23 protein-coding genes are annotated in these 26664 nt (G+C 50.8%); 12 read left to right on the forward strand and 11 right to left on the reverse strand.

All coding sequences use genetic code 11. The annotated features are described in order from the left end of the window. The first annotated feature begins 106 nt into the window (after window positions 1-106). The 6 genes from GBK04_RS02815 (at window position 107) to GBK04_RS02840 (ending at window position 7072) form a co-directional block, all read left to right on the forward strand. The gene (locus GBK04_RS02815) at window positions 107-1288 is read left to right on the forward strand and encodes a hypothetical protein (protein ID WP_152756661.1); all 1182 of its coding nucleotides are present in this window, start codon (window positions 107-109) and stop codon (window positions 1286-1288) included. Beyond that, complete coding sequence (locus tag GBK04_RS02820) at window positions 1285-2940, forward strand: DUF8832 domain-containing protein (RefSeq protein WP_152756663.1); 1656 nt, start codon at window positions 1285-1287, stop codon at window positions 2938-2940. The genes GBK04_RS02815 and GBK04_RS02820 overlap by 4 nt, the downstream gene beginning before the upstream one ends. 193 nt (window positions 2941-3133) lie before the next feature. Further along, window positions 3134-5161, forward strand: coding sequence for a heavy metal translocating P-type ATPase (locus tag GBK04_RS02825; RefSeq protein ID WP_152756665.1), 2028 nt, complete (start codon window positions 3134-3136; stop codon window positions 5159-5161). Between the two features lie 65 nt (window positions 5162-5226). Further along, window positions 5227-5580 carry a SpoIIAA family protein gene (locus GBK04_RS02830; RefSeq protein ID WP_152756667.1) on the forward strand — a complete coding sequence of 118 codons (354 nt, stop codon included), beginning with the start codon at window positions 5227-5229 and terminating at the stop codon, window positions 5578-5580. Between the two features lie 332 nt (window positions 5581-5912). Beyond that, on the forward strand, window positions 5913-6482 hold the full coding sequence (locus GBK04_RS02835) for an RNA polymerase sigma factor (RefSeq protein ID WP_152756669.1): 570 nt from the start codon (window positions 5913-5915) through the stop codon (window positions 6480-6482). Between the two features lie 8 nt (window positions 6483-6490). Further along, complete coding sequence (locus tag GBK04_RS02840; RefSeq protein WP_152756671.1) at window positions 6491-7072, forward strand: hypothetical protein; 582 nt, start codon at window positions 6491-6493, stop codon at window positions 7070-7072. A gap of 37 nt (window positions 7073-7109) precedes the next feature. Here the strand turns inward: GBK04_RS02840 and GBK04_RS02845 are convergent, their stop codons facing one another. From GBK04_RS02845 to GBK04_RS02880, 8 genes are all read right to left on the reverse strand, one after another. After that, window positions 7110-8144: a tetratricopeptide repeat protein gene (locus GBK04_RS02845; protein ID WP_152756673.1), complete on the reverse strand. Its 1035-nt coding sequence runs from the start codon at window positions 8142-8144 to the stop codon at window positions 7110-7112. A gap of 5 nt (window positions 8145-8149) precedes the next feature. Next, window positions 8150-9784, reverse strand: coding sequence for a serine/threonine-protein kinase (locus GBK04_RS02850; protein ID WP_152756675.1), 1635 nt, complete (start codon window positions 9782-9784; stop codon window positions 8150-8152). 13 nt (window positions 9785-9797) lie between these two features. After that, window positions 9798-11801 (reverse strand): NHL repeat-containing protein, encoded by a 2004-nt coding sequence (locus GBK04_RS02855; RefSeq protein ID WP_373330670.1) that lies wholly within the window; start codon window positions 11799-11801, stop codon window positions 9798-9800. 63 nt (window positions 11802-11864) lie between these two features. After that, the gene (locus GBK04_RS02860) at window positions 11865-12659 is read right to left on the reverse strand and encodes a caspase family protein (protein ID WP_152756678.1); all 795 of its coding nucleotides are present in this window, start codon (window positions 12657-12659) and stop codon (window positions 11865-11867) included. 22 nt (window positions 12660-12681) lie between these two features. Beyond that, window positions 12682-13485 (reverse strand): PP2C family protein-serine/threonine phosphatase, encoded by an 804-nt coding sequence (locus GBK04_RS02865; RefSeq protein ID WP_152756679.1) that lies wholly within the window; start codon window positions 13483-13485, stop codon window positions 12682-12684. A gap of 36 nt (window positions 13486-13521) precedes the next feature. Beyond that, the gene (locus tag GBK04_RS02870) at window positions 13522-14115 is read right to left on the reverse strand and encodes an FHA domain-containing protein (protein WP_373330671.1); all 594 of its coding nucleotides are present in this window, start codon (window positions 14113-14115) and stop codon (window positions 13522-13524) included. 5 nt (window positions 14116-14120) lie between these two features. Continuing rightward, a complete protein-coding gene (locus GBK04_RS02875; protein WP_152756681.1) occupies window positions 14121-15212 on the reverse strand; it encodes a hypothetical protein in 1092 nt (363 codons plus the stop codon). Between the two features lie 62 nt (window positions 15213-15274). Then, window positions 15275-15985: an FHA domain-containing protein gene (locus GBK04_RS02880; protein ID WP_152756682.1), complete on the reverse strand. Its 711-nt coding sequence runs from the start codon at window positions 15983-15985 to the stop codon at window positions 15275-15277. Between the two features lie 229 nt (window positions 15986-16214). On the opposite strand from GBK04_RS02880, the gene GBK04_RS02885 reads away from it, so the two are divergent. Continuing rightward, complete coding sequence (locus GBK04_RS02885) at window positions 16215-18860, forward strand: DUF7133 domain-containing protein (protein WP_152756684.1); 2646 nt, start codon at window positions 16215-16217, stop codon at window positions 18858-18860. 78 nt (window positions 18861-18938) lie between these two features. Here GBK04_RS02885 and GBK04_RS02890 read toward each other — a convergent pair whose 3' ends face one another. From GBK04_RS02890 to GBK04_RS02900, 3 genes are all read right to left on the reverse strand, one after another. Further along, window positions 18939-19316: a DUF5618 family protein gene (locus GBK04_RS02890; protein WP_152756685.1), complete on the reverse strand. Its 378-nt coding sequence runs from the start codon at window positions 19314-19316 to the stop codon at window positions 18939-18941. Between the two features lie 101 nt (window positions 19317-19417). Then, the gene (locus GBK04_RS02895) at window positions 19418-20077 is read right to left on the reverse strand and encodes an HAD family hydrolase (RefSeq protein ID WP_152756687.1); all 660 of its coding nucleotides are present in this window, start codon (window positions 20075-20077) and stop codon (window positions 19418-19420) included. 28 nt (window positions 20078-20105) lie between these two features. Next, the gene (locus tag GBK04_RS02900; RefSeq protein ID WP_152756689.1) at window positions 20106-21635 is read right to left on the reverse strand and encodes a S8 family serine peptidase; all 1530 of its coding nucleotides are present in this window, start codon (window positions 21633-21635) and stop codon (window positions 20106-20108) included. 163 nt (window positions 21636-21798) lie between these two features. Here GBK04_RS02900 and GBK04_RS02905 point away from each other — a divergent pair, with 163 nt between their 5' ends. The 5 genes from GBK04_RS02905 to eboC all read left to right on the forward strand — a co-directional run bounded on the left by GBK04_RS02905 (window position 21799) and on the right by eboC (window position 26654). Continuing rightward, on the forward strand, window positions 21799-23094 hold the full coding sequence (locus GBK04_RS02905) for an aminopeptidase P family protein (protein WP_152756691.1): 1296 nt from the start codon (window positions 21799-21801) through the stop codon (window positions 23092-23094). Then, the gene (locus GBK04_RS02910; protein ID WP_152756692.1) at window positions 23094-23726 is read left to right on the forward strand and encodes an MgtC/SapB family protein; all 633 of its coding nucleotides are present in this window, start codon (window positions 23094-23096) and stop codon (window positions 23724-23726) included. Before GBK04_RS02905 ends, GBK04_RS02910 begins: the two co-directional genes overlap by 1 nt. A 155-nt stretch (window positions 23727-23881) precedes the next feature. After that, the gene (locus GBK04_RS02915) at window positions 23882-24763 is read left to right on the forward strand and encodes an EboA domain-containing protein (protein ID WP_152756694.1); all 882 of its coding nucleotides are present in this window, start codon (window positions 23882-23884) and stop codon (window positions 24761-24763) included. After that, on the forward strand, window positions 24747-25781 hold the full coding sequence (locus GBK04_RS02920) for a TatD family hydrolase (protein WP_152756695.1): 1035 nt from the start codon (window positions 24747-24749) through the stop codon (window positions 25779-25781). The genes GBK04_RS02915 and GBK04_RS02920 overlap by 17 nt, the downstream gene beginning before the upstream one ends. Next, window positions 25782-26654, forward strand: a complete 873-nt coding sequence (gene eboC, locus GBK04_RS02925) for a UbiA-like protein EboC (RefSeq protein ID WP_152756697.1) — start codon at window positions 25782-25784, stop codon at window positions 26652-26654. Window positions 26655-26664 lie beyond the last annotated feature (10 nt).

The raw sequence follows: 26664 nt of genomic DNA on the forward strand, positions 1-26664 counted from the left end.
CTATGAATAGGGATCATTAGATTGTAAATTGTCCCTGCTTTTCTAAGGCAATCAACCCTTTGCCCTCTATATTGTTAGTTATGAACCATTTATCCTGTCCTTCCATATGATGCAGACGCGGACTGCCTCGCTGGGAATACCTACCTACGTATATGCCGTTGTCTTTTCCTCGCTCTGTGTCATTACGGGGCTGATCTGGGACATTTGCTGGCACCTCAGCATTGGTCGCGACGGGCTTTTCTCCCCGCCCCATCTGGTTATCTATCTGGGTGCCGTGGTGTCGGGTATTTTCTCGGGCTATGAGGTACTGCGTAACACCTTTGCGGGAAGTTCGGCTGAAAAAAGTCGGCGGGTCAAAATCTGGGGGTACTTTTATAGTTCGCTGGGTGCGCTGTTTTGTATCTGGGGCGCTCTGGCTATGCTGACTTCGGCGCCCTTCGACGACTGGTGGCATAACACCTACGGACTGGATGTTACTATTCTTTCTCCGCCCCATACCGTACTGGCACTGGGAATCATCGGGGTTCAGTTCGGAGCTATCGTGAGTGTGCTGGCGATCAAAAACCAAACCGATTACTTATTCACAGGTACCCTCGAAACAAAAAAATCAAGACAATGGGTTTTATTCGGGCTTTTCGTGCTGTCGGCGGGCTTTCTGCTTACGATGTGGTTTACCCTGCTTTCCGAAGAAATTGACCGGATGGCATCGCATACCGCCTCCTATTACCAAATCTCGGCGGTAGCATTTCCATTTCTTCTCCTTGCCTTCGGGCGGGCATTTCCGGGGCGCTGGACCATCACCTGGGTCACGGCAGTTTATTCGCTGATCCTACTGCTTACACTTTGGATCATCCCGCTTTTTCCCGCCGAACCTAAGCTGGGACCCATCCTGCACCATATCGATCACTATAATGGTTTTGAGTTTCCGTTATTGCTGATTATCCCCGCTCTGGCGCTGGACTACATCCGTAACCGCTTCGCCCACTGGAATGACTGGAAGCTCGCGGTAATACTGGGTTTCGTATTTCTACTGGTATTTTTTGTCGTGCAATGGTTTTTCGGAGCTTTCTTATTGGAATCACCCCATGCCCGCAACTGGTTCTTTGGCAGCCACTACTGGTATTTTGGCAGTAGCCCTGACTGGGAGTATCGTTATAAGTTTGCCCCCTGGGGTACCCAAACCACCGCCCAACTGGCGCATGGCCTGTCCATTGCCCTACTGCTAAGTATTATCTCTACCCGTATCGGGCTGGCCTGGGGCCGCTGGATGCAAAAAATTCAACGATGAAAAAAGTACTTTTACTTTGGGGACTCGTGCTTTTCGCGTGGTCTGTGCAGGCCCATGTAGGTAGTTCGGGTGTGGTATTACAGGGAAAAGCAGGCGAATATCGCATCCTGGTCAATATTCAGCCCCCCGATGTTATTCCGGGGACGGCCAATGTGACGGTTTATGTAGAGAATGGAGGCGCTACCCGCGTCCAGGCGCGGCCTATTTATTTCCGTTCGGGTGATGAAGGCGCACCTACCTACGATATGCTGGAGGCTGTACCCGGACAGCTGGGGCAATTCCAGGGAATAGTCTGGTTGATGGAGGGAGGCTCGTCCAGTGTTCAGCTTGTACTTGAAGGAGCCAAAGGCAAGGGAGAATTTGTCGTGCCCGTCGTGGCCGTCTCTACCGCTGAGCGCGATATGCCCGCCGGACTAGGCTGGATGCTTACCGCCCTGGGCCTGTTGTTACTGGTTTTACTCGTAACCGTCATCGGGGCCAGCGTCAGTGATGGCGTATTACGGGCCGGGCAATCTCTGACCACTCCCCAAAAGAGAAAAAGGTACCGTAATATGGGTATTGCCCTGGTGGCTTGCCTGCTGATTCTGTACGGGGGTGGCAGTTGGTGGGATAGTTGGGCCGCCACTTATAAGCGGTATTTATACAAATCCCTTGATGCCCATGGATCGGTTGTCGATCGGGACGGGCAACGGCTCTTTCAATTCAAGATCGACACGACCGATTTCAATTCCAAGCGTGGATCGGGCTACCTCAGCTATCTGGTGCCTGACCACGGCAAACTCATGCACCTCTTTCTGGTGCGCACCCCGGGTCTGGATGCCTTCGCCCACCTGCATCCTGAACGCACCGATTCCACGACCTACCAGTCCTACCTACCTAACCTACCCCCCGGGAAGTACCTGGTATATGGGGACATATTTTCTTATTCCGGTTTTACCGAAACTCTCACCGACACGATAGATATCCCCGAATTGGCGTCAAACCATACAGAAATTAAAAAAACAGATCCGGAAGATACGTACGTGGTGACAGATCCGCTGAACAAACCCAAGCAGGTACCTCTGGACGAGAACGTGGTGGTTTGTGGCCAGCCGGGTACCCGCACCACTCTACAGGATGATTCCTACGTAGTATGGGAGGGAAAAGCCAATCAGGTTTTTGAGGCCGGAAAGCCTCTTTCGTTAAATTTTGCCGTTTTCACACCCGAGAGCAAGCCGGCTATCTTGCAACCCTACCTGGGCATGGCAGGTCACGCGGCCGTGGTGCGATCGGATGGTTCGGTTTACGTACACCTCCATCCCATAGGTACCGTACCCATGGCCGCCGAACTATCGCTAAAAAACCGCATTGCTGATACGGCCAGGGTATTCAAACGGGCCGATTCGAAAATTTTTCGCGACAGCATCGATCGCCATGTAGCCATGCTCAAACAAATGCCCGAAGCCGAGCGGGAATCCTATTTGATGCAGGAAATGGGTATGGATTTAGGTGCTGATTCTACGGCCCATGCGGGGATGGAGCACGGGAGTGTGGTTTCGTTTCCTTACGCCTTTCCCAAAGCAGGTCAGTACCGTATCTTCTTGCAAATCAAACGTAATGGCAGAGTCCTGACAGGCGTTTTCGACGCCCGGGTTACTGATCCTGTTTTATAAAGTCCCAGGCTAATTTTTTATCAGAATAAGCTTAGGAGAATACCGGAGTGATCGTAATCCAATACTCCTGTAGGTACCTTTTGCTGCTTCAGTAAGACTGAGTATTACCTCGATTCCTGGTTTAGAAGCTGAATTTTAGCTACTTTCCTGTTTCTTGCGCTACTTTGCGTTTCTACTGCACTCAGAAAATCCAATGGCACACGATCATACCCACGACCACGATCATACAGATACCGATGTAGAGCTGCTAGAAGAAGGTACAACGCCGGTGGCGCAGGCCTTTCTGGAGAAGAAAATTTTCGGACAACCCTGGCGGGAGTACCTCCCCGTCTTAAGTAGCCTGGCTGTATTGCTCTCCGGCCTCGCCCTGGACCATTTTACAACCGTATGGTTTCAAGATCCGTGGCGACTGATCTGGTACGTAGCAGCTTATCTGCCTGTCGGCTGGCCCGTGCTCAAGCGGGCATGGAGTCGGATTTTGCACCGCGATGTATTCACTGAGTTTTTTCTGATGGGCGTGGCTACCCTCGGTGCCTTTGCCATTGGCGAGTACCCCGAAGGCGTGGCGGTAATGCTGTTTTACACCATCGGCGAGCTTTTTCAGGACGCAGCCGTGCTTCGGGCACGACGATCCATCAAAGCCCTGCTCGACGTACGCCCCGACGAAGTGACCGTCGTGCGCGAGGGAAAGTATCAGGTAGTAAAAGCCCATACGGTCAAGGTAGGAGAAACCATTCAGCTCAAGCCGGGTGAAAAAGTAGGTCTTGATGGGACTATGCGCTACGACAGCGGATCGTTTGATACCGCTGCCCTCACGGGCGAAAGTGTGCCGCGTACCATTCGTCGGGGTGAGCCCGTTCTGGCCGGTATGATCAACCGGCAGTCGCTGGTGGAGATGGAAGTAACCACGCCTTTTCAGGACTCCAAGCTTTCACGCATTCTCAAACTGGTTCAGGAAGCCACGGGACGTAAGGCCCAGACGCAGGAGTTCATTGCCCGTTTTGCCAAAATCTATACGCCCATTATTTGCGGGCTGGCGCTCGCCATTACGCTGCTCCCCTCTTTTTTTGTGGACAAATACATATTTCACGACTGGCTTTACCGGGGGCTGGTATTTCTGGTGATCGGTTGTCCATGTGCCCTGGTCATCTCGATTCCGCTGGGGTACTTCGGGGGTATCGGGGCCGCATCCCGACACGGAATACTGTTCAAAGGTTCTGTCTTTCTCGACCTGGTGACCCAGCTCAAAACCGTTGTAATGGACAAAACGGGTACCCTGACCAAGGGTACCTTTATGGTTCAGGAGGTTAAACCAGTGGGTATAGAGCGCCACGAACTGGCTCAATTGACTGCGGCGCTCGAAAGCAAATCGACCCACCCGATTGCCACGGCTATTCTCGAGTACGCCGAGCGCGGAGATGCTCAAAGTGGTTTCGTACCCATTACGGATCAGGCCCATCCCTACGAATCCTATTCGATCCATGACGTGGAGGAGATTCCCGGCCACGGACTTAAAGGTACGGTAGAAGGAAAAACCATGCTGGCCGGAAATGCCAAACTGCTGCGCCGATTCCAGATTTCGTTCGATGAAGCGTTGACCAAGATTCCCTATACCATTGTCATGACGGCCCTGGACGGGAAGTTCGCAGGCTACTTTACCATTGCCGATGAGATAAAGTTCGACGCCGCGGGGGTAATCACTAGACTGAAAAATGAAGGCATCCGCACCGTCATGCTTTCGGGCGATAAATCAGCCGTGGTGGAAGAAGTGGCGCGGCAGGTTGGGGTGGACGAATGGCATGGCGACCTATTACCCGAAGATAAAGTAGCCCAGGTCGAACGGCTAATGAAAACCTTGAAATCGGACCCCAAAGCCAAGCTGGCCTTCGTGGGCGATGGCGTGAACGATGCTCCGGTGGTAGCTTTGGCCGATGTAGGAATAGCCATGGGAGGACTGGGATCCGACGCCACGGTAGAAACGGCCGACGTGGTGATCCAAAACGATGAACCCGCCAAAATCGCCCTAGCCATTGCCATTGGCCGCGCTACACGCCGGATTGTCTGGCAAAATATAACCCTGGCACTGGTCGTAAAAGGCATTGTACTTATTCTGGGTGCAGGTGGGGTGGCTACCATGTGGGAGGCCGTCTTTGCCGACGTGGGCGTAGCACTGCTGGCCATCCTGAATGCGGTGCGGGTACAGAATTTGAGGTTTGATTAAGAAACATCATGCAGACAAGCCTTTTTGAAGGTTATCTGCGTTGGACAAATTAACCTCACTAAACTATGTACAACATCATCAAAAACACCGACAAACTACTGGCCCTGGAATTCACGGGGGAACTAGAAAAAAGTGATTACGACCAATTCCTGCCCATTATGGAGGAAAAAATCCGCCAAAATGGAAAGATTAACCTGTATTGGGAAATGTCCGATTTTGACGGCTGGGACGCCTCGGCTGCCTGGAAAGATTTGAAATTCGATGTGAAGCATGCCAACGACTTCAATAAAGTTGCTATGGTAGGCGAAACCGGCTGGCAGGATTTTATGACCCAGCTGATGAAGCCTTTCACCGGAGCTGAGGTCAAATACTTCGACCGTACCCAGCGCGAGGAAGCTTTAGCCTGGGCGGAGAATTGATCGGACATGTGATTTCCCCATCCAGTGAAGTGTATGGGACTTTAGGGGCCCCACACACTTCACTTACCTTTTGCCATTGAATTTGATACAGTAGCACATCTGGTGATTCACGCTACTATAAATATTCAATATGGCTTTTGATCTACAATACCTTACAGCTGGGTTACCCGTGTTTGCTGAGGTAACTTTCCACACCTCGACAAATCTCATCGCCTGCGAGTACCGTACTGGTATCCCGAATCCAAGCGGTGGCCCCGAACCGTGCGCCAATCCTTCTGCCTTTGAGGACAACTGGTTTTAATCTATGTTTGTAGAGGTAACCTTCGCACTGCATGTCTCCCCCAAATTCACCTCCTTTTACTCAGTCTGAATTATACGAATCTCTCAAAATTAGGCAAGCCTGGGCGTACGATTATCTATATCAGGAATTAGCGAATCCTTTCCAGTATTGGGTACTACGCAACAGCGGCTCAGAAATGGACGCCGAAGATGCCTTCCAGAAAGGCTTATTAAATTTTCTTTTGAATCTCGAGACCGGGAAGTATCAATTTCGGGAAAATGCAAAAATTACAACTGTAGTATTTGATTATTGCAAAAAAGTCTGGCTCAATGAACTCGCTTCCAGTCGACTGAAAACCCGAGCTAGTATACCTGATTCTTATGACCCAATTCACGATACAGACCTACAAAAAGATTTGGAACGGGGTGAACTCATAACTCAGGTGCGTAACGCCCTGGTCCAGTTAAAAAATGACTGTCGCCAGCTCGTCGAATGGTTTTATATAGATGATTTATCGCTCCGGGATATTGCCGAGAAGCTAGGAATGAAAGAATCATCGACCAAACAAAAACGCTATGACTGCACGGAGAAACTCAAAAAATTGCTGCTAAAACAAATATAAATACTTCGATGAACCAAGAGCAATTTGACCGGATAGAATCCTACCTCCAAAATACACTTTCGGAGGCAGAGAAACGATCTATTGAGGCAGATTTACAATCGGATGATAATTTAAGAGCAGAAATGGAAATACAGCAAAAATTACGCCTGGGTCTGCGGGCATTGGCTATTGAAAAACAGCTACTTAATGCTCGGGAACGAGCCAATAAACGTTCAGAGATTTCCTTTGCTCGAAAAATAAATCCTTTTCAGATATGGTCCATCGCTGCCTCCATCGTGCTCGTACTTGGCTTGGGCTGGTGGATTTGGCAAACCAATACGACCTCAGAATCGAGCCACCTGGCGACTTTGGCGGAGCAAGAAATGACGGATGCCCAGTACAAATCAATTCCACTGGATTCACTACAAAAACTTATCAAAACAGCTGACCTACGCAACGCTCGCGAAAAGGCCGAATGGTACATTGCACTAACATATCTCAAAAATGGCAAGAAAAAACAGGCCAAGGATTTGCTCACCAGAATTTCTAAAACTCCCCGGCATACCTATTCACAAAAAGCCAAAAAGCTATTAAAGGAGGGGTTTAAATAGCAATTTAAACCTCCCAAAAGAAGATGCACGCTCCCATTTATCTGAATGTGTAGCGTACCGCCAAACCCAGATTTTGCGTGCTTGACTCTATACTGATGCCGGTCGATTTCTTTGATTTTGGAAGTACCCATAGGAGAACTTCCGAAATAGCCGCCGCCCCCACTATGCCCAGCGAGGCCACAAACTTCGAACGGTTTTGCTTCGCATCCGCAGCTTTTTTATAGGCCGTTTGCCATTGGTTATATTCACCGGCCGTAAGGATCACACCATCGCCATCCGGGTCTGTGGACCTGCCAATCCGATTGGCCTCGTCGAGCTTTGTCTGGTACTGGTTATTGAGTGTATAGGCGTACAAGCCCGCTCCTAAGCCAACCGCACCTACCAAAACTTTTGTGCCGATGCGCCGGTTTATTGCAATCTCTTTTTGCGGATTTATTTTCTCAGGCAAATCGGTCTTAGCATCTGGTTTATTTGCCACTACCGAAGGATTGCCTTTGATATTTTCTTCGTTTTTTGCCGCCTGCTCAGCTTTAAATTTTATAAACGCCTCGCTATTTTGGATTTGCACCTGAATCAATGCGGGCTTGGTGGCATATTGCAGGGCTTTCTGATAGCGTACCTTTGCTTCTTCGTAGTTTTGCTGTTCATAAAACTTGGTAGCTTCCGCTACCCAGTAGTCAGTCAGATTTACTTTCGTAATGGAATCTTTGGGATTTTGGGCCACTATTTGTTCAAAATACTCGATCGCCTCCGCTCCTTTTCCTTCATTCAGTGCCTTGTTGGCTTCCTCACGGAGCTTCAATAATTTCTGCACCAAAGCGATTCTTCCTTTGGCGTAGGGGTCGTTTTCATAGGTAGGTACCTCAAGGCAGTTTCGGTATTGTCGGAGCGCGTTCAGGTAGTCGCCCCGGTCAAAAAAATCATCCGCTCGTTTTTTATATCGGTCATATTCGTCATCAGCTTGTTCCCAAGCGATGGGTAGCTTTCCGGTCAAATCAGGAACCGAACTATTTGCAAAGTTTGAACAGATACTGCACCCAAGAATGAGTAATAGTAGAAGTATTTTTTGCATACATTTTATTGGTTTATTTCACAGTCTCTGATGCGCCTGCCTACCTCCTCGGTTTGATGCAACGACTGCGCCAGTTTGAACCACGCTTTGGCTCCCTCATACGCGCCATTCTCGTAAATGCGGTTTCCTTTATCATAATAATAGGTATAAGAGGCATTGCCTTTGGCAGCATTAAGGTCATTTTCTGCCGCCAGTTGACGTGCCTTATTGAACAATTCCATCGCGGCTGGTTTATTATTGGTGCTATTGATCAACTCATTGCCCTTCTGAATCAAATCCTCGTATTCGGCTTGAAGTTGCCTTTTTATCAAGTTTCCACTTTGCTCAGTTGAGGGCAAATCTTTGATTTGATTCGACTCATTTTTCGGCTGGTTTTGCACGATAGCCACCTTAGTGGCGGGCACTTCCAGGGGTACCTTGGTAGTTCGTTCTTCCTCACTTTTGGGAGAATCGTTGGTAGCTATTTCCTGAAAAATGTCTTTTGGGGCAACGGTACCGCTCGCGGATAATTCATTTATTTCGGAGGACACCGGTGGCTTCATGCTCCAGATCAGAAAAGCGATTAGCAGGGTACCTCCTCCCAAGGAACTCCATAACCAAACAGAATTTCCCCTTGATGACTTTCCCGAAGCATCTGTGGCGGGCATTGTACCCTGATCCGGTCCGATTTGCTTCGTGAGGGCAGTTGCTGAAGGTACATACACATCCGTATATTCTTCGGCAAGCAGGGGTTGGGCGGGTTGGCTGGTTGTATCGGGTTTTCTGGTCGGTTTTTCCAAATACACCAATAGTTCATCCGGTTTGCGAACGCGCTGCCGAATGTCCCGGACCAGGCACAAACGGATCATGCTTTGGTAAGGCTCGGGTACGGCATCGAGCCGTTCGGGGAGTTGAACGGTCGTGATTCTGCGCTCGAGCTCCCGCCGTTGCGTGGGCTCAGTCGATTGGCTTCCGGCGGTGAAAGGCTTTTCGCCCGTAATCATCTCATACAAAATCACTCCAAATGCCCACAAATCGAGATTGAAACTTACCCGCCCGCCCATGATTTGCTCCGGGGCTTTGTAAGACGGGGTACCCCGACCGTCACTAAGGTCAAAATCGGAACGATCTATTTCGTCGTCAGAAACAAACTTACTCAGGCCAAAATCGGCAATTTTAGGAATCAGGCGTCCGCGATTATCCCTCGAAATAAGAATATTGGCCGGCTTAAAATCGCGGTGAACGATGCGCTTTTGGTGGAGTACCTTCAAGCCTTCCAATATTCCGCCCACCAGCTCCCGGAGTTCCGCATCGCTGAGCCGTCGGGATTTGAGCAGGTCGGCCAGGTTACCTTCGGGATAATACTTCATGATTGCAAAATCGCTCACGCCCACTTCGGTCTCGAGCCGATAACATGCATCGTAGCGCGCAATGTTGGCGTGGCGGGGTACCTTTTGAGCCAGCTCTACTTCCGCTTTGAGCGACTTGGCGTCGTCATACCGGTATTCGCTGATTTTGATCGCCACCCACTCCGTTTCAACCTGATCCTCCACTTTGATTACTTTCCCGTAAGTACCCGTTCCAAGCCAGCTGCTATCGTCACCGAATTGGATCGGATAGCGCTTACTAAAATCGGAATAGGAAGTAAAAGTAACGTTCATACCGACTCGGTTTTTAATCGGGGTACTTCGTGGTCAGTACATCGAGACCTCCAGAGGAGGAAAGCGATGAACCTCCTATATTAATTGTACCACCGAAGAATCCCACCATATAAATAAGGCTACCCGCACTATTGACCGCCAGGGCATTGTACCCGTCGGCTGACGGGCCACCTACCGATTTGACAAAGCGAAGGTTGCCGTTTACGTCGTATTGGGCCAAAAACGCATCGGAATCTCCTGCCGACCTAAGTACAGTTGAGCCAAAGTGGCAATTGTCCCTAAACAAGCCCGCCAGGTAAATGTTGCCCGCATTATCGAACACGATTTTATTACCAGCGTCAAATCCGGAACTACCTGCTGTTTTGACCCATTCGACATTCAGCGTATTCAAATCATATTTGGCCAGGAAAATATCCGCGCCGCCGCCTCTGTAATCCACCGTAAGATTGCCGTATTTACTTCCTTCGACGTACCCGGTGGCATACAGAGCGCCATCATAAATAGCCAAGCTGTTTCCGTAAATGGAAGTACCCGAATTCCCCTTGTGAAAGGCGATCAGATTCCCCAATGAATTATATTTGGCAATGAATATATCGGGCGTCGCACTGGAGGGATGCTCAGCCGAGGCACCCGAAGCCGAGCGGAAGGTTCCGGGCGACATGAAAATACCGCTCATATACACATTCCCATCGGAATCGACGGCGATACTGCTGGCATAATCACTTTCAAACCCACCGCTCGAAACCGCCCATAGTACGTCTCCGTTGGTCGACAGCTTCGTCAGGAACATGTCGTATTTCCCGTCGGTACCGAGTGCTTGCAAAGTGATTGAGCCGAAGGTTGTTTTGCTGGCTCCAAAGACACCCGTCAGATAAATGCCGGAGGAATGCAAAGCGATGGAGGTACCTACCTCCGATGTATTGCCACCGTAGGTTCTGAACCATACCAACTTGCCATCGCGGGTGTATTTTGCCAGAAAAGCATCGCTATTACCGTTCACTGCTTTATGAATGATGTTGCCTGATTGGACATCATCGGGACTGTTATAATACCCCACGTTGGAACTCACCTCTCCCGTAACGAAGATATCGCCGCTACTGTCAATCACAACATCCTTCACTTCATCCATATTGACACTGGCAATGCGCTGAATCCATACGTCATCGCCCCGGCTGTTGTATTTGGCAATGAAAATATCATTGCTTCCGGCCACGCTCATCGTAGTGGCACCGAAGGTAAATGATGAAGCGTAGGTACCTACCACGTAGACATTACCCGCAGCATCCACCACCACACTTCGTCCGATGTCGTTATTCGCTCCCCCTATTTTCCAGGCGGCGAAATTTGCAGTGACAGAAATTCCAAGGTCAACCGTGGTGTTGGCCGTTCGGGTTATTTTTTCGCCACACACCGATTCTATGTCCGCCGTAACCGTGTAGGTACCTGCAGCGGCATACGAATAGGTGAAAGCACTGGTATCGGCGCGCTGGATTTGGGTAAGCGTAGTCGCTCCGTTGGTTACTTTCCAAACGACGGTTTTGACATCGGCAGGGGTAGCCGTCATCAATGTGTAGCGGTAGGTGCTACTGTTGACCCCTACCGGAGTGATGGCCGAGGGTAGGATGCAGGTTTTTATGCTCGTGGTAGTCGTGTGGTTAAGCGTGGTCTTTTCGCCGCACACGGTTTCGATCTCCGCATTGATCGTATAGGTACCCGAAGTAGCAAAAGTATGGCTGAAGGCAGCCGTATCACTTTTTTCGGCCTGCGTGATGATCGTACTCCCCTGCTGTACTTTCCAAACGACCCGCTTTATGTCGGCAGGTGAAGCGGTCACGAGGACATAGGTGTAGGTCGACTTACTGACACTCGCGGTGGTCACCGAAGTAGGAAACGTGCATGTTTTCAAGGTTTTGAGAGCAGGATCAACCCATCCACAACCTAGCATCAAGCCCACAAAACCGAAAAGCAGAAAATAAAATAGCGGATTGTAAAGTCTTTGTGGTAAAGGTTGTTTCATAAAAATAGTGCTTGCCTATATTATAACTTCAATACCCAAAAATAAGAAATTTGGCAGACTTTCTCATTGTAGCTTACTGAGGGGCAGCTCATCGGAAAACTTTCCATAAAACAGGGGTGCCTGGCGGTTGGGCGTACTGCGTCGCATGAGAGGCGATACGTAGTCATACAGCTCCCTAATCGTCACAGTCCGGTTTCGATTACTATCCGCTTCCCCCCGAAGCCCTTTGAGCACATAAAATGTAAAAATTCCGCCCCGTCTGGCACCACTTTCAACCGACGATTGGGTTGAGCGTGAGGAAAGCATCAATACGACATTGGAGGAGGTGGAAGTCTTGGAGGCAGGTCCCTTCCAGGCGGTACGGGCAGTCATGCCGCCCGACAGACAGGCATCGGCAATACAGAGCTTCGTGAGAGAGACTGATGGCTTGAATCGCGCTTTCACCTCCTGGTAATTCAGGATAGTTGTGGGATCAGTGGCGCTCACGTCGTAGGGCAAAAAACCACCTTTCATCCCGTGGCCGGAAAAATAAAATACCACCCGGTCCTGCGGGGTAGCCTTCCCAAAAAGGCTCATCGCTTGCAGGATTGCCGATTTGGTAGCTTCCCGGTTTGTCAGAAGCTTGATGTTTTGGGCCGGAACACTCCCCCCGGCCGCGCTTTTTAGAAAGTCCCCAAAGCGCCGGGCATCCTGGTCGGCATAGCGGAGGTCGCCGGTACGGTAATCGGAAATCTTGTAATCAGAGATACCGACCACCACAGCATAGCTCGTTTTAGCTCCTGCTTTTCGACAGCCAAAGGGTACTCCAAAAAACAAACATAGCACCCCGTAGAGAAGTGCTTTCTGAGAATACATCATTCAGTCGTAGATAGGAAGGCTTTCACTCCTGGCTTTGTCCGAAAATTCCAAAAGGAAGATTCGCCTTCTCTCTACTCACATGCTTTATCCTGACCAGGCATCCCGAGTAATTGTCCCGAGTAAGGTTGCGACAGCGGCCGAGCAATTGATCTGCAATATCCTGCGAAGTTTCGTATTGGGCGAATATGTTCCTTAGAGACTGATCATCGACCTGCTCCAATACCCCGTCGGTACATAAAAAGAAGAAATCACCCATTTGAATGTCTGCAATATGCGCAATTTCTCCTTTGTCCATCCGAAGGGGTGACTCATTAGACTGCACGCCTATGGACCGGCTCAGCGTATGGCGCCGCGGATGGTTCAGGGCCTGCTCTTCGGTGATGATGCCTCCGGCCACCAAATCCTGTACATATTTATGATCCAGGGTTTGGTGTAAAATAACACCCCCACGCATATGATAGACCCGGCTATCCCCCACATGCGCTACCGTGGCTCCCCTGCTGGTGAGTTGTAATAGCGCCAGTGTGGTGCCCAATCGGCTCAATAACCGGTTTTGACTCAGGTATTCCAACAGAGTCCGGTAAGCACTTGCCAGTGCTTCGGCAAGGTAGGACTCTTCAATACAGTCTGTAGGGTGTTGCTCCATAAAGCGAGCCACTGCCTCCGCCACCAATCGGCTGGCTACCTCTCCCTGATCCCAGCCCCCGATTCCGTCACACACGATAAACAGTCCGCTCCGTTCATCGACGGGGTACACATAGTCCTGATTAGTAACCCTCTGACCGATGAGTGAGAAAGTAACGGGTTTGTCAATAGATATTGTCATAGAATTTTGCTAAGAGTCCCACAAGAACGAGAAAATTCACTGGGTTTCATCCGGTTCTATTACCTTCGATATCCTATAACTTTCTAACATCTTTCCAGGGATCAGGTAGGCTTCAAGCCGAAACACGTCTTTTCCTCCCAGCCCCAAAAGCCCTTGGTCGTTGAGGTCCATTTTCTCGCCGTTCTGGAGAAGATATCCGTTGAGCATGGTCCCGTTCAAACTATTTTTATAATGGTGTGAATCTATGTCGGAAGCGCCATCTTGAAGTTGATACCGAAAACGTCCCGTCCATTTATTAAAAAGCACTTCAATCGTGCAATGCCTGCGACTGATGTAACATTTGTCCCCATGGATAAACCGCTCCACGGCTACTTCACAGGTAGGTGAGGTACCCACCACGTTGGTACCCAGACGAAGGGGGTACTTCATGGTGGGATTGGCCTCATACACCAACTGGCCGAAGGACGGCAGACCTATTAGAATATGCTCGTCGTAGTAGGATTGAACGAGTTGGTTTATGTACCCACACCCTACGTGGGTACACTGAATCGCCCCATTTTCAAAGTCCCGCGCTTTGACCGCAATACGTCTGCCGCATTTTTGACAGGAAATCAGGGAATTTTTAAACACTGTCACTAGTCCATCTCCGGTAATTCGGCGTCGTTGACATACCCATCCTCGTGGGTATAGTCATTGTCGTCGTCGTAAGCTAAGGGTTCTTCCGTATCTGCCACCAGGGCTATATCGCCGATGGGTTCATCCATCACATCGCCCCAATTCTCCAATTTGTCAATCTCAGCCATGAAGGGTACCTCAATAGTCTGCTGCCCGATGACCTGCTGGCTCGTGGCATCGAATTGAATGACTGTGTCGATCATGGCGTCCCCTTGCGCATTCACAAAGGCAAGTATAGAACTGGAATTTTCATCCAGAAACACGATGGCATTGGCTACCCCATCGTGGTCGTCGTCGATTCCCAATGCTTGCCGACCATTGATGACAAGGTCGAAAAAGGCGGGCTCAGCTATTTCGGCTTCGACAATTGGCTCGTTTTCAACAGGAAAATTTTCAACAAGCTCGCTTTCAAAAATTCCGTCCACTTCGTTCGCTTCAATATCGATAATTAGGGGTGGCTCAACAGCTCCATCTTCACTGGGTACGGTAGTAAGCGATTCATTTTCTAACACTTCGGCACTCCCAGTGGGCCGGTATCCTACATCGCTCAAAAACTCCCGCCGTTGTTCCAGGGATAATCCCTGCCATTCTTTAACAGTATAGGTGTTGTATACCTGCCCATGCCACGAAAAAATCCCACCCGGCCCTACTTCTTCGCGAGCAGCAGCATAAGCTTCACCAAAAGGCATTGGTTCCCTAACCTGCCCCGCGATCGCAATGCTTTCATTAGGCGTAATGGTACCATTTTGAACAGCCGAAGCCTTATGATGCCGTACAGGCGTTGCAGTTTCAACAACCGACCCATTTTCAGCGGCTTCGGGTACCTTGTCACCAGCCAACTCCTCGTCTCCTTCGACATAGTCGCGAATGCGGTCGAAGTTAATGGCGGCAAATGCAGCTCCTGCTCCCAAAAGAACCGCCGCCATGCTCAGCATAGCTTTTTTCCGATTGTTGACTACAGGCCCGGAGGGTTCGCTCAGCGGAGGTATTGTATTTTGGAAACGACCAAAAACGTCGGTCATCTGTGGTTCAGCAGGTACTTTGTTGGTCATGGGTAGTAAGGTTTTTTAGTGTATCAAGTGAAGGGAAGAAAAGTAAGTCAAAAAGAAAAAAATTATTTCACCCACACGGCTTTGCATCGGCCACAGGTTTTTTGCCGCACCAGCATCTCATATTCCCTGTTTCCGAAGGGATCGCGGCAGTCGGGGTTCGGACAGCGATAGCGTTGTCGGTATTCTTTTTCCAATAGTTCGAGTTTTTCTTCGGTAGATAGCAAGTGCGAGGCCAGTGTGGGAATCAGAATACTAAGCCCCGCACTTGACAGCATGGCCAAGAAGCCCATCGTACCTGCCGTCGCGACCGTACCTACCCCGATGATCGAGCCGCCCACAACGCTCCAAAGCCTGATCATTTTTTCGCGGTTCCGGCAGGCTTTGCGCAATTCGGGATAATCATCATAGACTTGTTGAAGAGCAGAAAATTCCGTCGTAAAATCCAGTGGGTAGTTTCGGGCGGCTTCCTTTCTAGAAGATTTTTCAGGATTTTCAGGCCGCAAATCCTTCACAAGAAACTTGCTATCTGCCAGCCACACGGTGTCGCCAATATCGACGAGTTTCCGGGTAACCTGTACTTTATTGCGCTGAGCATCCTCGAAAAAAATGCCTTTTTTGCTGCCACAATCTTCAAAAATAAAGCTATTCGGCGAACACACCATGAGCCGGGCGTGGTTGCGGCTAATCGACGGATCTGCCAAAACGACGGTATTGTCCGGGTCGCGGCCAATGGTGACTATTGACAGCTCCGGGATGACTTCCGATGACTTCATCTCTTATTCGTATTTGAAAATGGAAATTACTGTTTTAATTGGACAGAGACTCATGACACCTTATAAAATATCACTTATCAGCTGAAAGATATTATTTAAGACTTACTAATTCCGGCACTACGGCGATGCGATCCTGCGGTAGTTATCCATTATATTTGTCTTTGAAAAAGTGATATATCTTTTAATTCTGTTTCGTTAAGCCTAATATCCCTATCAACTATAATCTATCATGCCCAAGATACTTCTAAGCCTTTTTTACGCTTTCCTGATCCTGTACTGGACCAATGTCAAGCAGACAACCTCTCTCACTTCGACGGACTACCAACGGATAACTGTTGCGGACTCTCTGCCCAATGCCGCCAAATGGCCCGCTGAACTCACCATTACCCACTTTGCCAATCATGACGTTACGCCCAGTCCGGCTTGTCTGGCGGTAGCTCCCACGGGCGAGGTGTACGTAGGGGTGGACATGATCGGTTCGCTCGGCAAAAAGCCCGGCAAGGGTAGCATCGTCAAGCTGGTGGATACCAACCACGATGGCAAAATGGATCAGCATTCCACCTTTGCCGTGGTCGATAACCCGCGCGGTATCATTGCCCAGGGTAATCAGGTATTTGTGCTGCACACGGTTTTTTCTGAGGAAAGTGGCATCGCCGAAGGAATGGATCTGGTGGTTTTTGAAGATAAAAATAAGGATGGCAAAGCCGATGGCGCACCCAAGCCCCTGATTCAGCATATCAGTTCACCCAAATTCTTACAAAGCCGGGGTACCGACCACGCTACCAACGGTATCCGCATGGGCATCGACGGCTGGATTTATATCGCTGTAGGTGATTTTGGCTTTGTTAATGCCGAAGATCGTTCAGGCAAAAAACTCACGCAACTCGGTGGTGGCATCCTGCGTGTCCGCCCCGACGGCACCGAAATGGAGGTTTATACCCACGGTCTGCGCAATATCTACGATGTAGCCATCGACCCTTACATGAATATCTTCACGCGCGGCAATACCAACGACGGCGGCGGCTGGAATATTCGTTTCATTCATCAGATCCAGTCGGGCGAGTATGGATACCCTGTTCTTTTCCAGCACTTTACCGAAGAAATTCTCCCCGCGCTCGTGGACGTAGGCGGCGGTTCGGGGACGGGTGCTCTGTTTATGGATGACCCTACCTGGCCCACTAAGTATAACCATGTACCCATGATGGCCGATTGGGGACGCAGTCAATTGTACATTCACCGCGTGACGCCCGATGGGCCAAGCTACACCCAGAAGGAGGAGGAATTTGTGAAGCTAGCCCAGATCACCGACGTGGACATCGACGCGTCTGGCCGGGCATACATGTCGGCCTGGGACGGGGCGGGCTACTCGGGCAATCCAAATAAGGGCTTCGTGGTGCGGGCTGTACCCAATAACTGGCAGTTTAAAGCCTTTCCTGACGTAACCAAACTCTCCGTCGATCAGGTAGCTGCGATCCTCAAATCCGAAAGTGGCGTGGCCCGACTGGCTGCGCAGCAGGAACTTCTGACCCGTCCGGCCAAACAAACCATCGACGCCAGTTGGAAAATCGCGGCGGACAGGAGTCAGCCCGACTACGTACGCGTAGCGGCCATGTACACCTATGCGCAGACAGCGGGTGCCGACGGCATCGCCAATCTGACCAAGCTAACCACCGAGCCCAGCATGCGCGAGTACGCGCTTCGTGCCCTGGCCGACCGCAAGCCTTACCTCGATAAGGTACCCCTCGAACCCTTTACCAAAGCCCTAAAAGAAGGTACCCCTCGCGTACAGGCCGCGGCAATTGTCGGCATGGGGCGGCTGGGACGCAAGGAAGCGGCTACCGAATTATTATCGGTAAAGGTACCCTCTTCCTTCGTAGCGCCCGCCATGGGTACCGAAGGTCCGCACGCGACGCCCAACTCGGCTATTGTGCTACCCCACCTGGCAGTGCGGGCGCTGGTGAGTCTGGATGCCGTGGATGCGGCGGTCAAAGCCATAGGTACCCCCAATTCTACGCTGGCGCTGTGGGCATTGCGCTACATGCACGATCCGAATGCCGTGAACGGCTTGATGGCAGCCTATCAGAAAGCATCAGACGACGACTTAAAATCGCAAATTTTGACTACCCTGGCCAGGCTCTACAAAGAAGAAGCTCCCTACGACGGCTCGTGGTGGTGGAGTACCCGGCCCGACACCCACGGCCCCTATTACAAGGCCATTACCTGGGAATCATCGCCGGAAATCAAGACATTCCTGTTGAAAGAATGGAACAAATCCTCTGACAAGCAATTCTATACCGATCTGAACGACAAGCTACGGATGGAAATTCCGGAATTTGGTACCAACGAAAAGGTAGCCGTGAAGGAAGAAGTGAAAGTGGATTTGAATAAAATCAAAAACAAAAAAGGCCAGGTAGGTGAGGCTTCCATTGAAGATGTGATGCTGGCGATGGACAAAATCAAGGGTGACCCGGCAGTGGGCAAAACGCTCTTTACCCGGCAAGGGTGCGTGGCCTGCCACAGCCTGAGCAAAAGCGAAACCATGAAAGGGCCCTTTATGGGGCAGATCGGCTCGATCATGAACCGCGAACAGATTGCCGAGTCGATTCTGAAACCCAACGCATCCATTTCGCAGGGCTTCGCGACGGTAACGATCACCGCCAAAGGCAACAAAACTTACATGGGTTTCGTCACGGAAGAATCGGCCGATCAATTGGTACTTCGCGACATCGCCGGACAAGTGACCCGCATCAAGACCTCCGACATTGTGAAACGTCAGGAAATGGAAACTTCCATGATGCCCGCCGGATTGGCCAACGCCCTGTCCTACGAGGAATTCGCTTCGCTGATTACGTTCCTTTCGCAGCAGAAGAAGTAATAGGTACCTCTGTCAATATAAATCCCCCAGAAAAGAATACATATTCTTTTCTGGGGGATTTGTTATATTGTTTGCGACTCAGGCTGCGGCCTTGCGCTGCTCGACCCAGTTGATGATTTTCTCCGCCTGTTCCAAGCCTCCAGCAGCCACGCCAGCCACAGGATTTCCGTCATAACTCATGGATAAATGAAGGGTATCATAAGCCCCTACAAACGAGTGAAGGAGTTTTTTATCTAATTTCCCTAATTGTTGTTTATACCATTCCACATCCTTGCGGCCTTTGGTTTTCTTTCCCAATAGTTCATCAAGAGCCACCAAGACACCCGCATAAGCCGTGTGCCCCGCCATTTTGACGTACTTGACATCCTGGTAAAGTCCATCTTCCTTCCCCGCTTTCTCACTTAGAATTTCACGGGCATTTTCGAGATATCGCTTCGCTTCCTGAATCTGATCCATAGTTTCGTTTATTGAAAAGTGCTAGCAGGGCTGTAATTTAATAAAAAAACTTATCCGTTTTTGTCCATGATCTACAAACAAAGTAGGACATTTGAAACCCACTATCCGAACAACTCCGCCACCCGCTCGTAGGTCATTTCCTGATAATCCTTGATGTATTCGTCACAGGGTGGAAGTTCATCAACTCCATGCGAAGTAAGTACCCCCACGACTTTCATGCCCGCTTTGATGGCCGCCGAAACGCCTGAGAAGGAGTCTTCAAACACTACGCAGTTTTCGGGCTTTACGCCCAGCCGCTCGGCGGAAGTAAGGTACACCTGCGGGTCGGGCTTGTGTTTGGTCACGTCCTCACTGGCCATGAACGATTCCATGTGATCGGATAAGTTCAATTTTCCGGCGATCAAATCCAGGTTGGCGCGGGGGGCCGAGGTAGCCACGGCGGTTTTGATTCCATTGGCTTTCAAATCTTTCAAAAAAGCCATGAAGCCATGGACGGGATCGACATGGGGTTCATAAATTTCGCGAAACAGGCTTTCCTTCTCGTCTTCGAGTTGGGCAAACTCCTCGCCTACCACGTCCCGTTGCAGGAAGTGTTTGAGGATGTAGCTGTTGCTTTTGCCAAACATGTGTTGGGCAAATTCCTCGTCGGTCGGACTCAGGTTGCGCTTGGCAAAAAACTCCCTGAACGCTTGTGAATGGTAGGGATTGGTATGGCAGATGACACCATCCATGTCGAAAATAACGGCAAATTGTGTTTTCATGCCGCAAAGGTAGGGAGCCGGGGCCGATTTATTCCCAAATTACCTCGATGGACCGGTCTTTCAGGTCGATGGTCGTAAACTCCTCGCCGTTCTGTTTTTTGAGCGAGATTTTACCATCCTGTACCTTGGCAATCTGCTGCGAGATCACGTCCTTCTTGTTTTTCTTGCGATAAATCACCAGCAGGTTTTCGTCCGTAGCCACATCGATGGTGCAGGTTTTACCACTTACCTTGATGGAAGTACTATTATTGGGCAGGTAGGGGGCCTTAGCCAGGGCCAGCGCGCGGGTCGCTAAAGGTACCCCATACCCTACATAGTTGTTGCCGTAGGGGTACAGATGTGCGGATTTTTCAATCAGATCCATCAGTTCTTTATTGGATAATTTCGGGTTGGCTTCCATCAGGCAAGCCGCAAAACCCGTAATGACCGGAGCCGAGAGTGAGGTACCATACAGTGAAAAGCACGACACATTGGGCTTTAGGTAGGGAAGGAACTCCGGCCCGATGCTACTGTACCCAATCCGGTTCCAGAGCCGCATGTTGGTCGCCCCTACGGCAAGTACCCCTTTCGCGTCGGCGGGGGTAGAGATAATGCGCCAATTTTTATCTTCGCCTTCGTTACCGGCCGATACCACCAGCATAATACCTTTCTGGTCTACGGCGATCTGGGCGGCACGGGCGATGGCGCTCGTTTTGCCGTCCATCTGCTTGGGTTCGTAGTTTTCCTGCGGATCGGTAAACCCACGCGCGTAGCCGAGCGAAGTATTGATCAAACGTACCCCCAGACTGTCCATCCATTCCATCGCCGCGATCCAGTTGTCCTCCTCGCCGCGCCATTCGCGCAGGGAATAATCCGTGCGGGCGAGGTAAAATTTAGCGTTCAGAGCTGTCCCGTACTGTACCTGGTCGTCGATATCCAGGCCTGCAATGGCCGCCATCACTTCGGTACCGTGCATGTCGGAGTACGACTCGGCGGTCGTAAACAGCCACTCGCCGGGTTGGTTAGGCTTCACGTAGTCGCGGATGCCGAGAATACGCTTATTGGAAAATACGTGCCGCAACGAATGCGACGAATCGGCTCCATAAAATCCGGCGTCGATGATACCCACCGTCACGCCCTTGCCGGTAATATTTGATTTCAGAAAAGACTCCGACTGCACCTGCGACATCACTGGGGCCAGCGCGGCGCGGTCGACGGGCCGGGTACTGGCGATGACAAAATCAGAATTCATAGGTACTACCTCCTGCACGAAATCCAGTTTGCGTACTTCACCTACCTGCAAGAGATCAAGCGATGCCGAAACAGCATTGAGCCAACGCGAAGAGTATATAGGTTGAATCTGCTTTTCTTTCAGTGTGGCAAGATAGCTTTCCCGCACGGGAAGGTCGGTTTCTTCGTACAAGGGCAGGCCAAAATTCTTCCGGTTTTCCAGGGTGGTTTGCGAAATGGCAGGCCGGGCGGTGGCATCCTTGTCTTTGAGGTAGATCCAGTATTTAGGCTGTGCCGACAGGGCGGTTGTAAAGAAAGCCAGCAATAAAAACAGTTTTCCGGAGCGCATATGCTTGATAGACTAGGTTAAGATTCCAATCTTTGCAAGATAAACGTAAAATTTTATATTATGTGGTGTTATACGGGCAACTTGTCCATACTACACTGTCATTCTTATCCCTAAAAAACGTGCTGGAAACCGGAATGCCGGGCTGCCCGTACTCCAACGAACTATGCGCTACGAACCGATCGACCCACAACTTTTCATAGAAAACCGCCGCAGGCTGGCCGAGCTGATGAAGCCCAAGTCCATAGCCATCCTGCAAGCCAACGACATTATGCCCACTAACGCCGATGGTACCATGGGCTTCCGGCAAAGTTCCGATCTGTTCTATCTTTCGGGAGTGGACCAGGAGGAGACGGTTCTTTTGATTTTCCCTGAACACCCCGATCCGAAATTCCGTGAGGTACTCTTCGTACGCGAAACCAACGAGCACATTGCCGTCTGGGAAGGAGAAAAATTGACCAAGGAACAGGCCCGCAACGTGTCAGGCATCCAGACCGTCCACTGGACGCACCACTACGAAGCCATGATGCGACTGATTGTTTTTGAAGCCGAGCGTGTGTACCTCAACACCAACGAGCATACCCGTAACGAGTCGCCCGTGCAAACCCGCGATGCCCGCTTCATTCAGGAATTCAGGACAAGGTACCCCCTGCACGCGCTCGAACGCCTGGCTCCCCTCATGCATCACCTTCGGGCCATCAAGCAGCCGCAGGAAATAGAATTGTTGCAAACGGCCTGTGATATTACAAAACTGGGTTTTGAACGCCTGTTGAACTTTGTGAAGCCAGGTGTGATGGAGTACGAAATAGAGGCCGAGCTATTGCACGAATTTATCCGCAACCGCTCGCGGGGTTTTGCCTATACGCCCATCGTGGGTTCTGGTGCCAATGCTTGCGTGCTGCATTATATCCAGAACAACCAGGCCTGTAAGGATGGGGAGGTCATTCTGCTGGACGCAGCGGCGGAGTATGCCAACTATGGCGCTGACCTGACGCGTTCTATTCCCGTAAACGGACGGTTTACCAAGCGGCAACGGGAGGTATACGATGCCGTACTTCGGGTGTTCAAGTTTGCCAAAAGCCGTCTTATTCCCGGCAATGTATGGGACGAGTACCACGTTGAAGTAGGTGCCGTCATGGAAAAGGAGCTGATCGATCTGCGGCTGATTTCTAAAAAAGACATTGAAAGTCAAAACCCTGACTGGCCCGCCTACAAAAAATATTTTCCACACGGTACCTCGCATTTTCTCGGCCTGGACGTCCACGATGTGGGCAACAAGTACCGCCGCTTCGAGCCGGGGATGGTATTTACCTGCGAGCCGGGAATCTACATCAGGGAAGAGGGACTGGGCATTCGTCTTGAGAACAACATCCTCATCACCGCCGAGGGCAACCGCGATCTGATGGCTTCCATTCCTATTGAAGCCGAGGAAATCGAGCAATTGATGAATACCATGGCCTGATGGAATTCTATTCGGAAGAAATAATCAAGCTCCTCATATCGTTCGCGGCGGGTGCCGTGATCGGCTTCGAACGCGAATACAGGAGCAAACCCGCCGGACTCCGCACCCTGATTCTGATTTCACTGGGCTCGACGCTATTCACGATTATTTCCATCCGCATCGGCGGTGATCCTTCGCGCATTGCCGCCAATGTCGTGACGGGCATCGGGTTCCTGGGGGGAGGCATTATATTTCGGGAGGCCGATCGCATCGTAGGTACCACCACGGCCGCCACGATTTGGGTTACGGCGGCCCTGGGCGTTTGCGTGGGTTCGGGTCACTACGATCTTACGGTCGTATGCTTTTTCCTTCTCCTGTTTTCACTGGTGGTCATGAATTTCGTAGAAAAGAAATTCATCAATTTCAAAAACCAGGCGCGCAACTACCGCATCGTATCCCTGTATCACCACAAGATGTTGAAACATTATGAGGAGTTGTTTGAGGATTACGGCCTGAAAGTAAAACGAGGCAAACAAAACCGGTCGGGCGATAGGATATCGGGGAGCTGGCTGCTGGAAGGTTCGGAAAAAGAACATGAGAAGCTCACCAAACGCCTGCTCAACGACCCGGAGATTATAGAGCTTGACTTTTGAATACTTTCCCGTCAACACTGAAAAGTATCCTTATGATTTCTATCATCAAAGTCAAAAAACGCAAGCCTTACGAAACGCAGAAGCCCGGGCAACCGTTATGATTATATTGAGCCCACTATGCTCTTTTTCCTATTTTCAGAGTTATCGCCTCGTTCATGGCTTCAAATCATATAAATAGTATCTTATCCTCGATCTTGCAGGAGCTACTCACCCAGACAGAATGGATGTGGCTGGAAGAAAAAGGCGGTGCGGAACCTCTTCAGCTAATGACGGCCTTTGTAGCTACTCCCCGTTTCGTGGGTCGTCGATCTGTAACGATTTCACAAGAAAATACCATAGCGCTCAATGACGAAGTACCTGGCTTTACCGTAACGGACTGGTCCACAGTGCGTCTAAGTCGGGTCTGGCTACTTACCTGCTTGGATTCCAGTGACCAGGAAACCTACGTCAGGCATATTGAAACGCTCTTCGACACCGCCGAAATGAACGAGCTGGTAGCGCTGTATTCGGCACTACCCCTGCTGGACTATCCGCAGAAATGGCTTTTTCGGGCCACAGAGGCCGTTCGCTCCAATGTGGGCGACGTGTTCGACGCCCTGGTCATGCACAACCCCTACCCCGCCCACTATTTTACCGAGGCAGCCTGGAATCAGCTGGTGTTGAAAACGATATTCAACGACAAGCCCATTCACAAAATCGTGGGCCTGGAAGAGCGCGCCAATCCGACTCTGGCGCACATGCTTTCCGACTTTGCCCATGAACGCTGGGCGGCAGGCCGTAGCGTGGCCCCCGAGGTCTGGCGCCTATCTTCCGGCTTTATGGACAACGCTCTGTTGGAAGACATGAAGCATTTATTGGCTTCGGAAGACCCTAATGATCACAAAGCGGCGGCCCTGGCCTGCTTTCATGCCACGTCCTCTGCCGCACACACACTACTGGCCCAGCATCCGGTTTTGGAAAAAGCAGTTCAACACAGAACTATTTCCTGGGCCGATCTGGAATTTAACGACCTGAATACCTATGCAACAAAACCATAAGAACCAAGAACCGAATCCCTCGCACTTTGAGGAAAGCCAAGGTACCTCTGATCAAGAGGTACCTACCCACCGCGATCTGACCTGGGATGAGTACCGCGACACGATCCAAGGAATGCGTTTTTTTGATCCGCATATCCACATGACCTCCCGCACCACCGACGACTACCAGACTATGTTCGACGCGGGCATTGTAGCGCTTATCGAACCAGCTTTCTGGCTGGGTCAGCCGCGCACCGGGCTTTCGTCCTTCAAGGATTATTACAGCAGTCTGGTCAATTGGGAACGTTTCCGCTCGTCGCAGTTTGGGATCAGGCACTACTGCACCATCGGGCTCAATTCGCGCGAAGCCAACAACGAGCCGCTGGCCGAGCAGGTAATGGAAATTCTGCCGCTTTTTTTGTACAAAGAAGGCGTAGTGGGGGTAGGTGAAATTGGCTTCGACGACCAGACTGCCGCCGAGGAAAAGTACTACCGCGCCCAGCTTGAACTGGCCAAACAGGCCAAATTACCCGTTCAAGTCCACACGCCGCACCGCGACAAGAAGCATGGTACAGAACGCAGCATGGCCATTGCGCTGGAACATGGTTTCGACCCGGCCTGGGTGATCATCGACCATAATAATGAGGAAACTGTTAAAAGCGTACTTGATCAGGGCTTTTATGCTGGGTTTACTATTTACCCCTTCACCAAAATGGGCAACGAGCGCATGGTGAAAGTGGTGGAACAGTACGGCCCCGAGCGCATCATGATCAATTCTGCCGCCGACTGGGGTATTTCGGACCCCCTGGCTTTGCCCAAAACCGCCGCATTGATGAAAATGCGGGGTATCTCTGATGAGACAATCCGAAAAGTGACCTACCAGAATGCCATCGACGCGTTCGGTCAAAGTGGACAGATCCACGAAACGGACTTTGCCAACGGTCTGGAAATCGACCAGAGCCAGAAAATGAACGGCAATACCATTTTACGGGGTGGACAGCAGCCGCGTATTGCTAAAGAATCGCTGTTTATCAACTAAATGGCCATCCTAAAACCGTATCTACAACTTACCCGTCCGGCCAATTTGCTGACCGCTCTGGCCGATATACTGGCCGGGTTGGCCATCGCTGGCTTTTCTTTTCAGAGTGGGAGTAGTTTCGTACTCCTCTTACTCTCGACCTTAGGGCTTTATGGGGGTGGCGTGGTTCTCAATGATGTTTTCGACGCCGAACTCGACGCCGTTGAGCGGCCTGAACGGCCCATTCCGAGTGGCAAGGTACCCCTACGAAATGCCGCTATTCTTGGCGGAAGCCTGCTCATGGCTGGGGTACTCAGTGCCCGCTTCTTTTCGCTCACCAGTGGGCTAATCGCCCTAAGCATTGCGTTGCTGGTGATTCTCTACGATCGCTACGCCAAGCATAGCAAGATATTCGGTCCGCTGGTCATGGGCATGTGCCGGGGCGGAAATCTGCTATTGGGTATCAGTGTGTTGCCCGCCGCGCTGTCCCAATATTCTTGGCTGGGCTTTGTTCCCATCGTTTATATCGGTGCCATTACCATGATCAGCCAGGACGAAGTACATGGCGGCAAGCGTCGGACATTGTACCTGGCGGGATTCCTTTACGCCTCGGTACATCTGGTGCAGCTTCTGGTAGCCTATGCGCAAGGCAACTTGCTTTTAACAATCCCGTGGGTAGCTTTGCACGTTTGGCTGGTGGCCCGTCCGCTGCTGGCTGCCATCAGCAATCCCGTGGGACCGTTGATTGGCAAGGCCGTCAAAGCCGGGGTACTTTCGCTGATCGTGATGAACGCCGCCTGGTGTGTGGCTTTTGGCATGTGGCCTCTGGCCCTGCTGGTATTATTATTGTTGCCTTTTTCTATTCAACTAGCCCGAATTTTCGCCGTGACGTAGGGTCATTTTT

Origin of the sequence: Salmonirosea aquatica, from assembly GCF_009296315.1 — a bacterium.
GTDB classification, from domain to species: Bacteria; Bacteroidota; Bacteroidia; order Cytophagales; family Spirosomataceae; genus Salmonirosea; species Salmonirosea aquatica.

Bases quoted from the DNA above. Each gene is read 5' to 3' on its own strand.
- GBK04_RS02820 (WP_152756663.1), top strand. From the start codon at position 1,285: ATGAAAAAAGTACTTTTACTTTGGGGACTCGTGCTTTTCGCGTGGTCT.
- GBK04_RS02840 (WP_152756671.1), top strand. From the start codon at position 6,491: ATGAACCAAGAGCAATTTGACCGGATAGAATCCTACCTCCAAAATACA.
- GBK04_RS02895 (WP_152756687.1), bottom strand. From the start codon at position 20,077: ATGAAAACACAATTTGCCGTTATTTTCGACATGGATGGTGTCATCTGC.
- GBK04_RS02815 (WP_152756661.1), top strand. From the start codon at position 107: ATGATGCAGACGCGGACTGCCTCGCTGGGAATACCTACCTACGTATAT.
- GBK04_RS02860 (WP_152756678.1), bottom strand. From the start codon at position 12,659: ATGATGTATTCTCAGAAAGCACTTCTCTACGGGGTGCTATGTTTGTTT.
- GBK04_RS02915 (WP_152756694.1), top strand. From the start codon at position 23,882: ATGGCTTCAAATCATATAAATAGTATCTTATCCTCGATCTTGCAGGAG.
- GBK04_RS02835 (WP_152756669.1), top strand. From the start codon at position 5,913: ATGTCTCCCCCAAATTCACCTCCTTTTACTCAGTCTGAATTATACGAA.
- GBK04_RS02920 (WP_152756695.1), top strand. From the start codon at position 24,747: ATGCAACAAAACCATAAGAACCAAGAACCGAATCCCTCGCACTTTGAG.
- GBK04_RS02900 (WP_152756689.1), bottom strand. From the start codon at position 21,635: ATGCGCTCCGGAAAACTGTTTTTATTGCTGGCTTTCTTTACAACCGCC.
- GBK04_RS02875 (WP_152756681.1), bottom strand. From the start codon at position 15,212: ATGACCAACAAAGTACCTGCTGAACCACAGATGACCGACGTTTTTGGT.
- GBK04_RS02905 (WP_152756691.1), top strand. From the start codon at position 21,799: ATGCGCTACGAACCGATCGACCCACAACTTTTCATAGAAAACCGCCGC.
- GBK04_RS02910 (WP_152756692.1), top strand. From the start codon at position 23,094: ATGGAATTCTATTCGGAAGAAATAATCAAGCTCCTCATATCGTTCGCG.
- GBK04_RS02855 (WP_373330670.1), bottom strand. From the start codon at position 11,801: ATGAAACAACCTTTACCACAAAGACTTTACAATCCGCTATTTTATTTT.
- GBK04_RS02865 (WP_152756679.1), bottom strand. From the start codon at position 13,485: ATGACAATATCTATTGACAAACCCGTTACTTTCTCACTCATCGGTCAG.
- GBK04_RS02880 (WP_152756682.1), bottom strand. From the start codon at position 15,985: ATGAAGTCATCGGAAGTCATCCCGGAGCTGTCAATAGTCACCATTGGC.
- GBK04_RS02825 (WP_152756665.1), top strand. From the start codon at position 3,134: ATGGCACACGATCATACCCACGACCACGATCATACAGATACCGATGTA.
- GBK04_RS02845 (WP_152756673.1), bottom strand. From the start codon at position 8,144: ATGCAAAAAATACTTCTACTATTACTCATTCTTGGGTGCAGTATCTGT.
- GBK04_RS02830 (WP_152756667.1), top strand. From the start codon at position 5,227: ATGTACAACATCATCAAAAACACCGACAAACTACTGGCCCTGGAATTC.
- GBK04_RS02850 (WP_152756675.1), bottom strand. From the start codon at position 9,784: ATGAACGTTACTTTTACTTCCTATTCCGATTTTAGTAAGCGCTATCCG.
- GBK04_RS02885 (WP_152756684.1), top strand. From the start codon at position 16,215: ATGCCCAAGATACTTCTAAGCCTTTTTTACGCTTTCCTGATCCTGTAC.
- GBK04_RS02890 (WP_152756685.1), bottom strand. From the start codon at position 19,316: ATGGATCAGATTCAGGAAGCGAAGCGATATCTCGAAAATGCCCGTGAA.
- eboC (WP_152756697.1), top strand. From the start codon at position 25,782: ATGGCCATCCTAAAACCGTATCTACAACTTACCCGTCCGGCCAATTTG.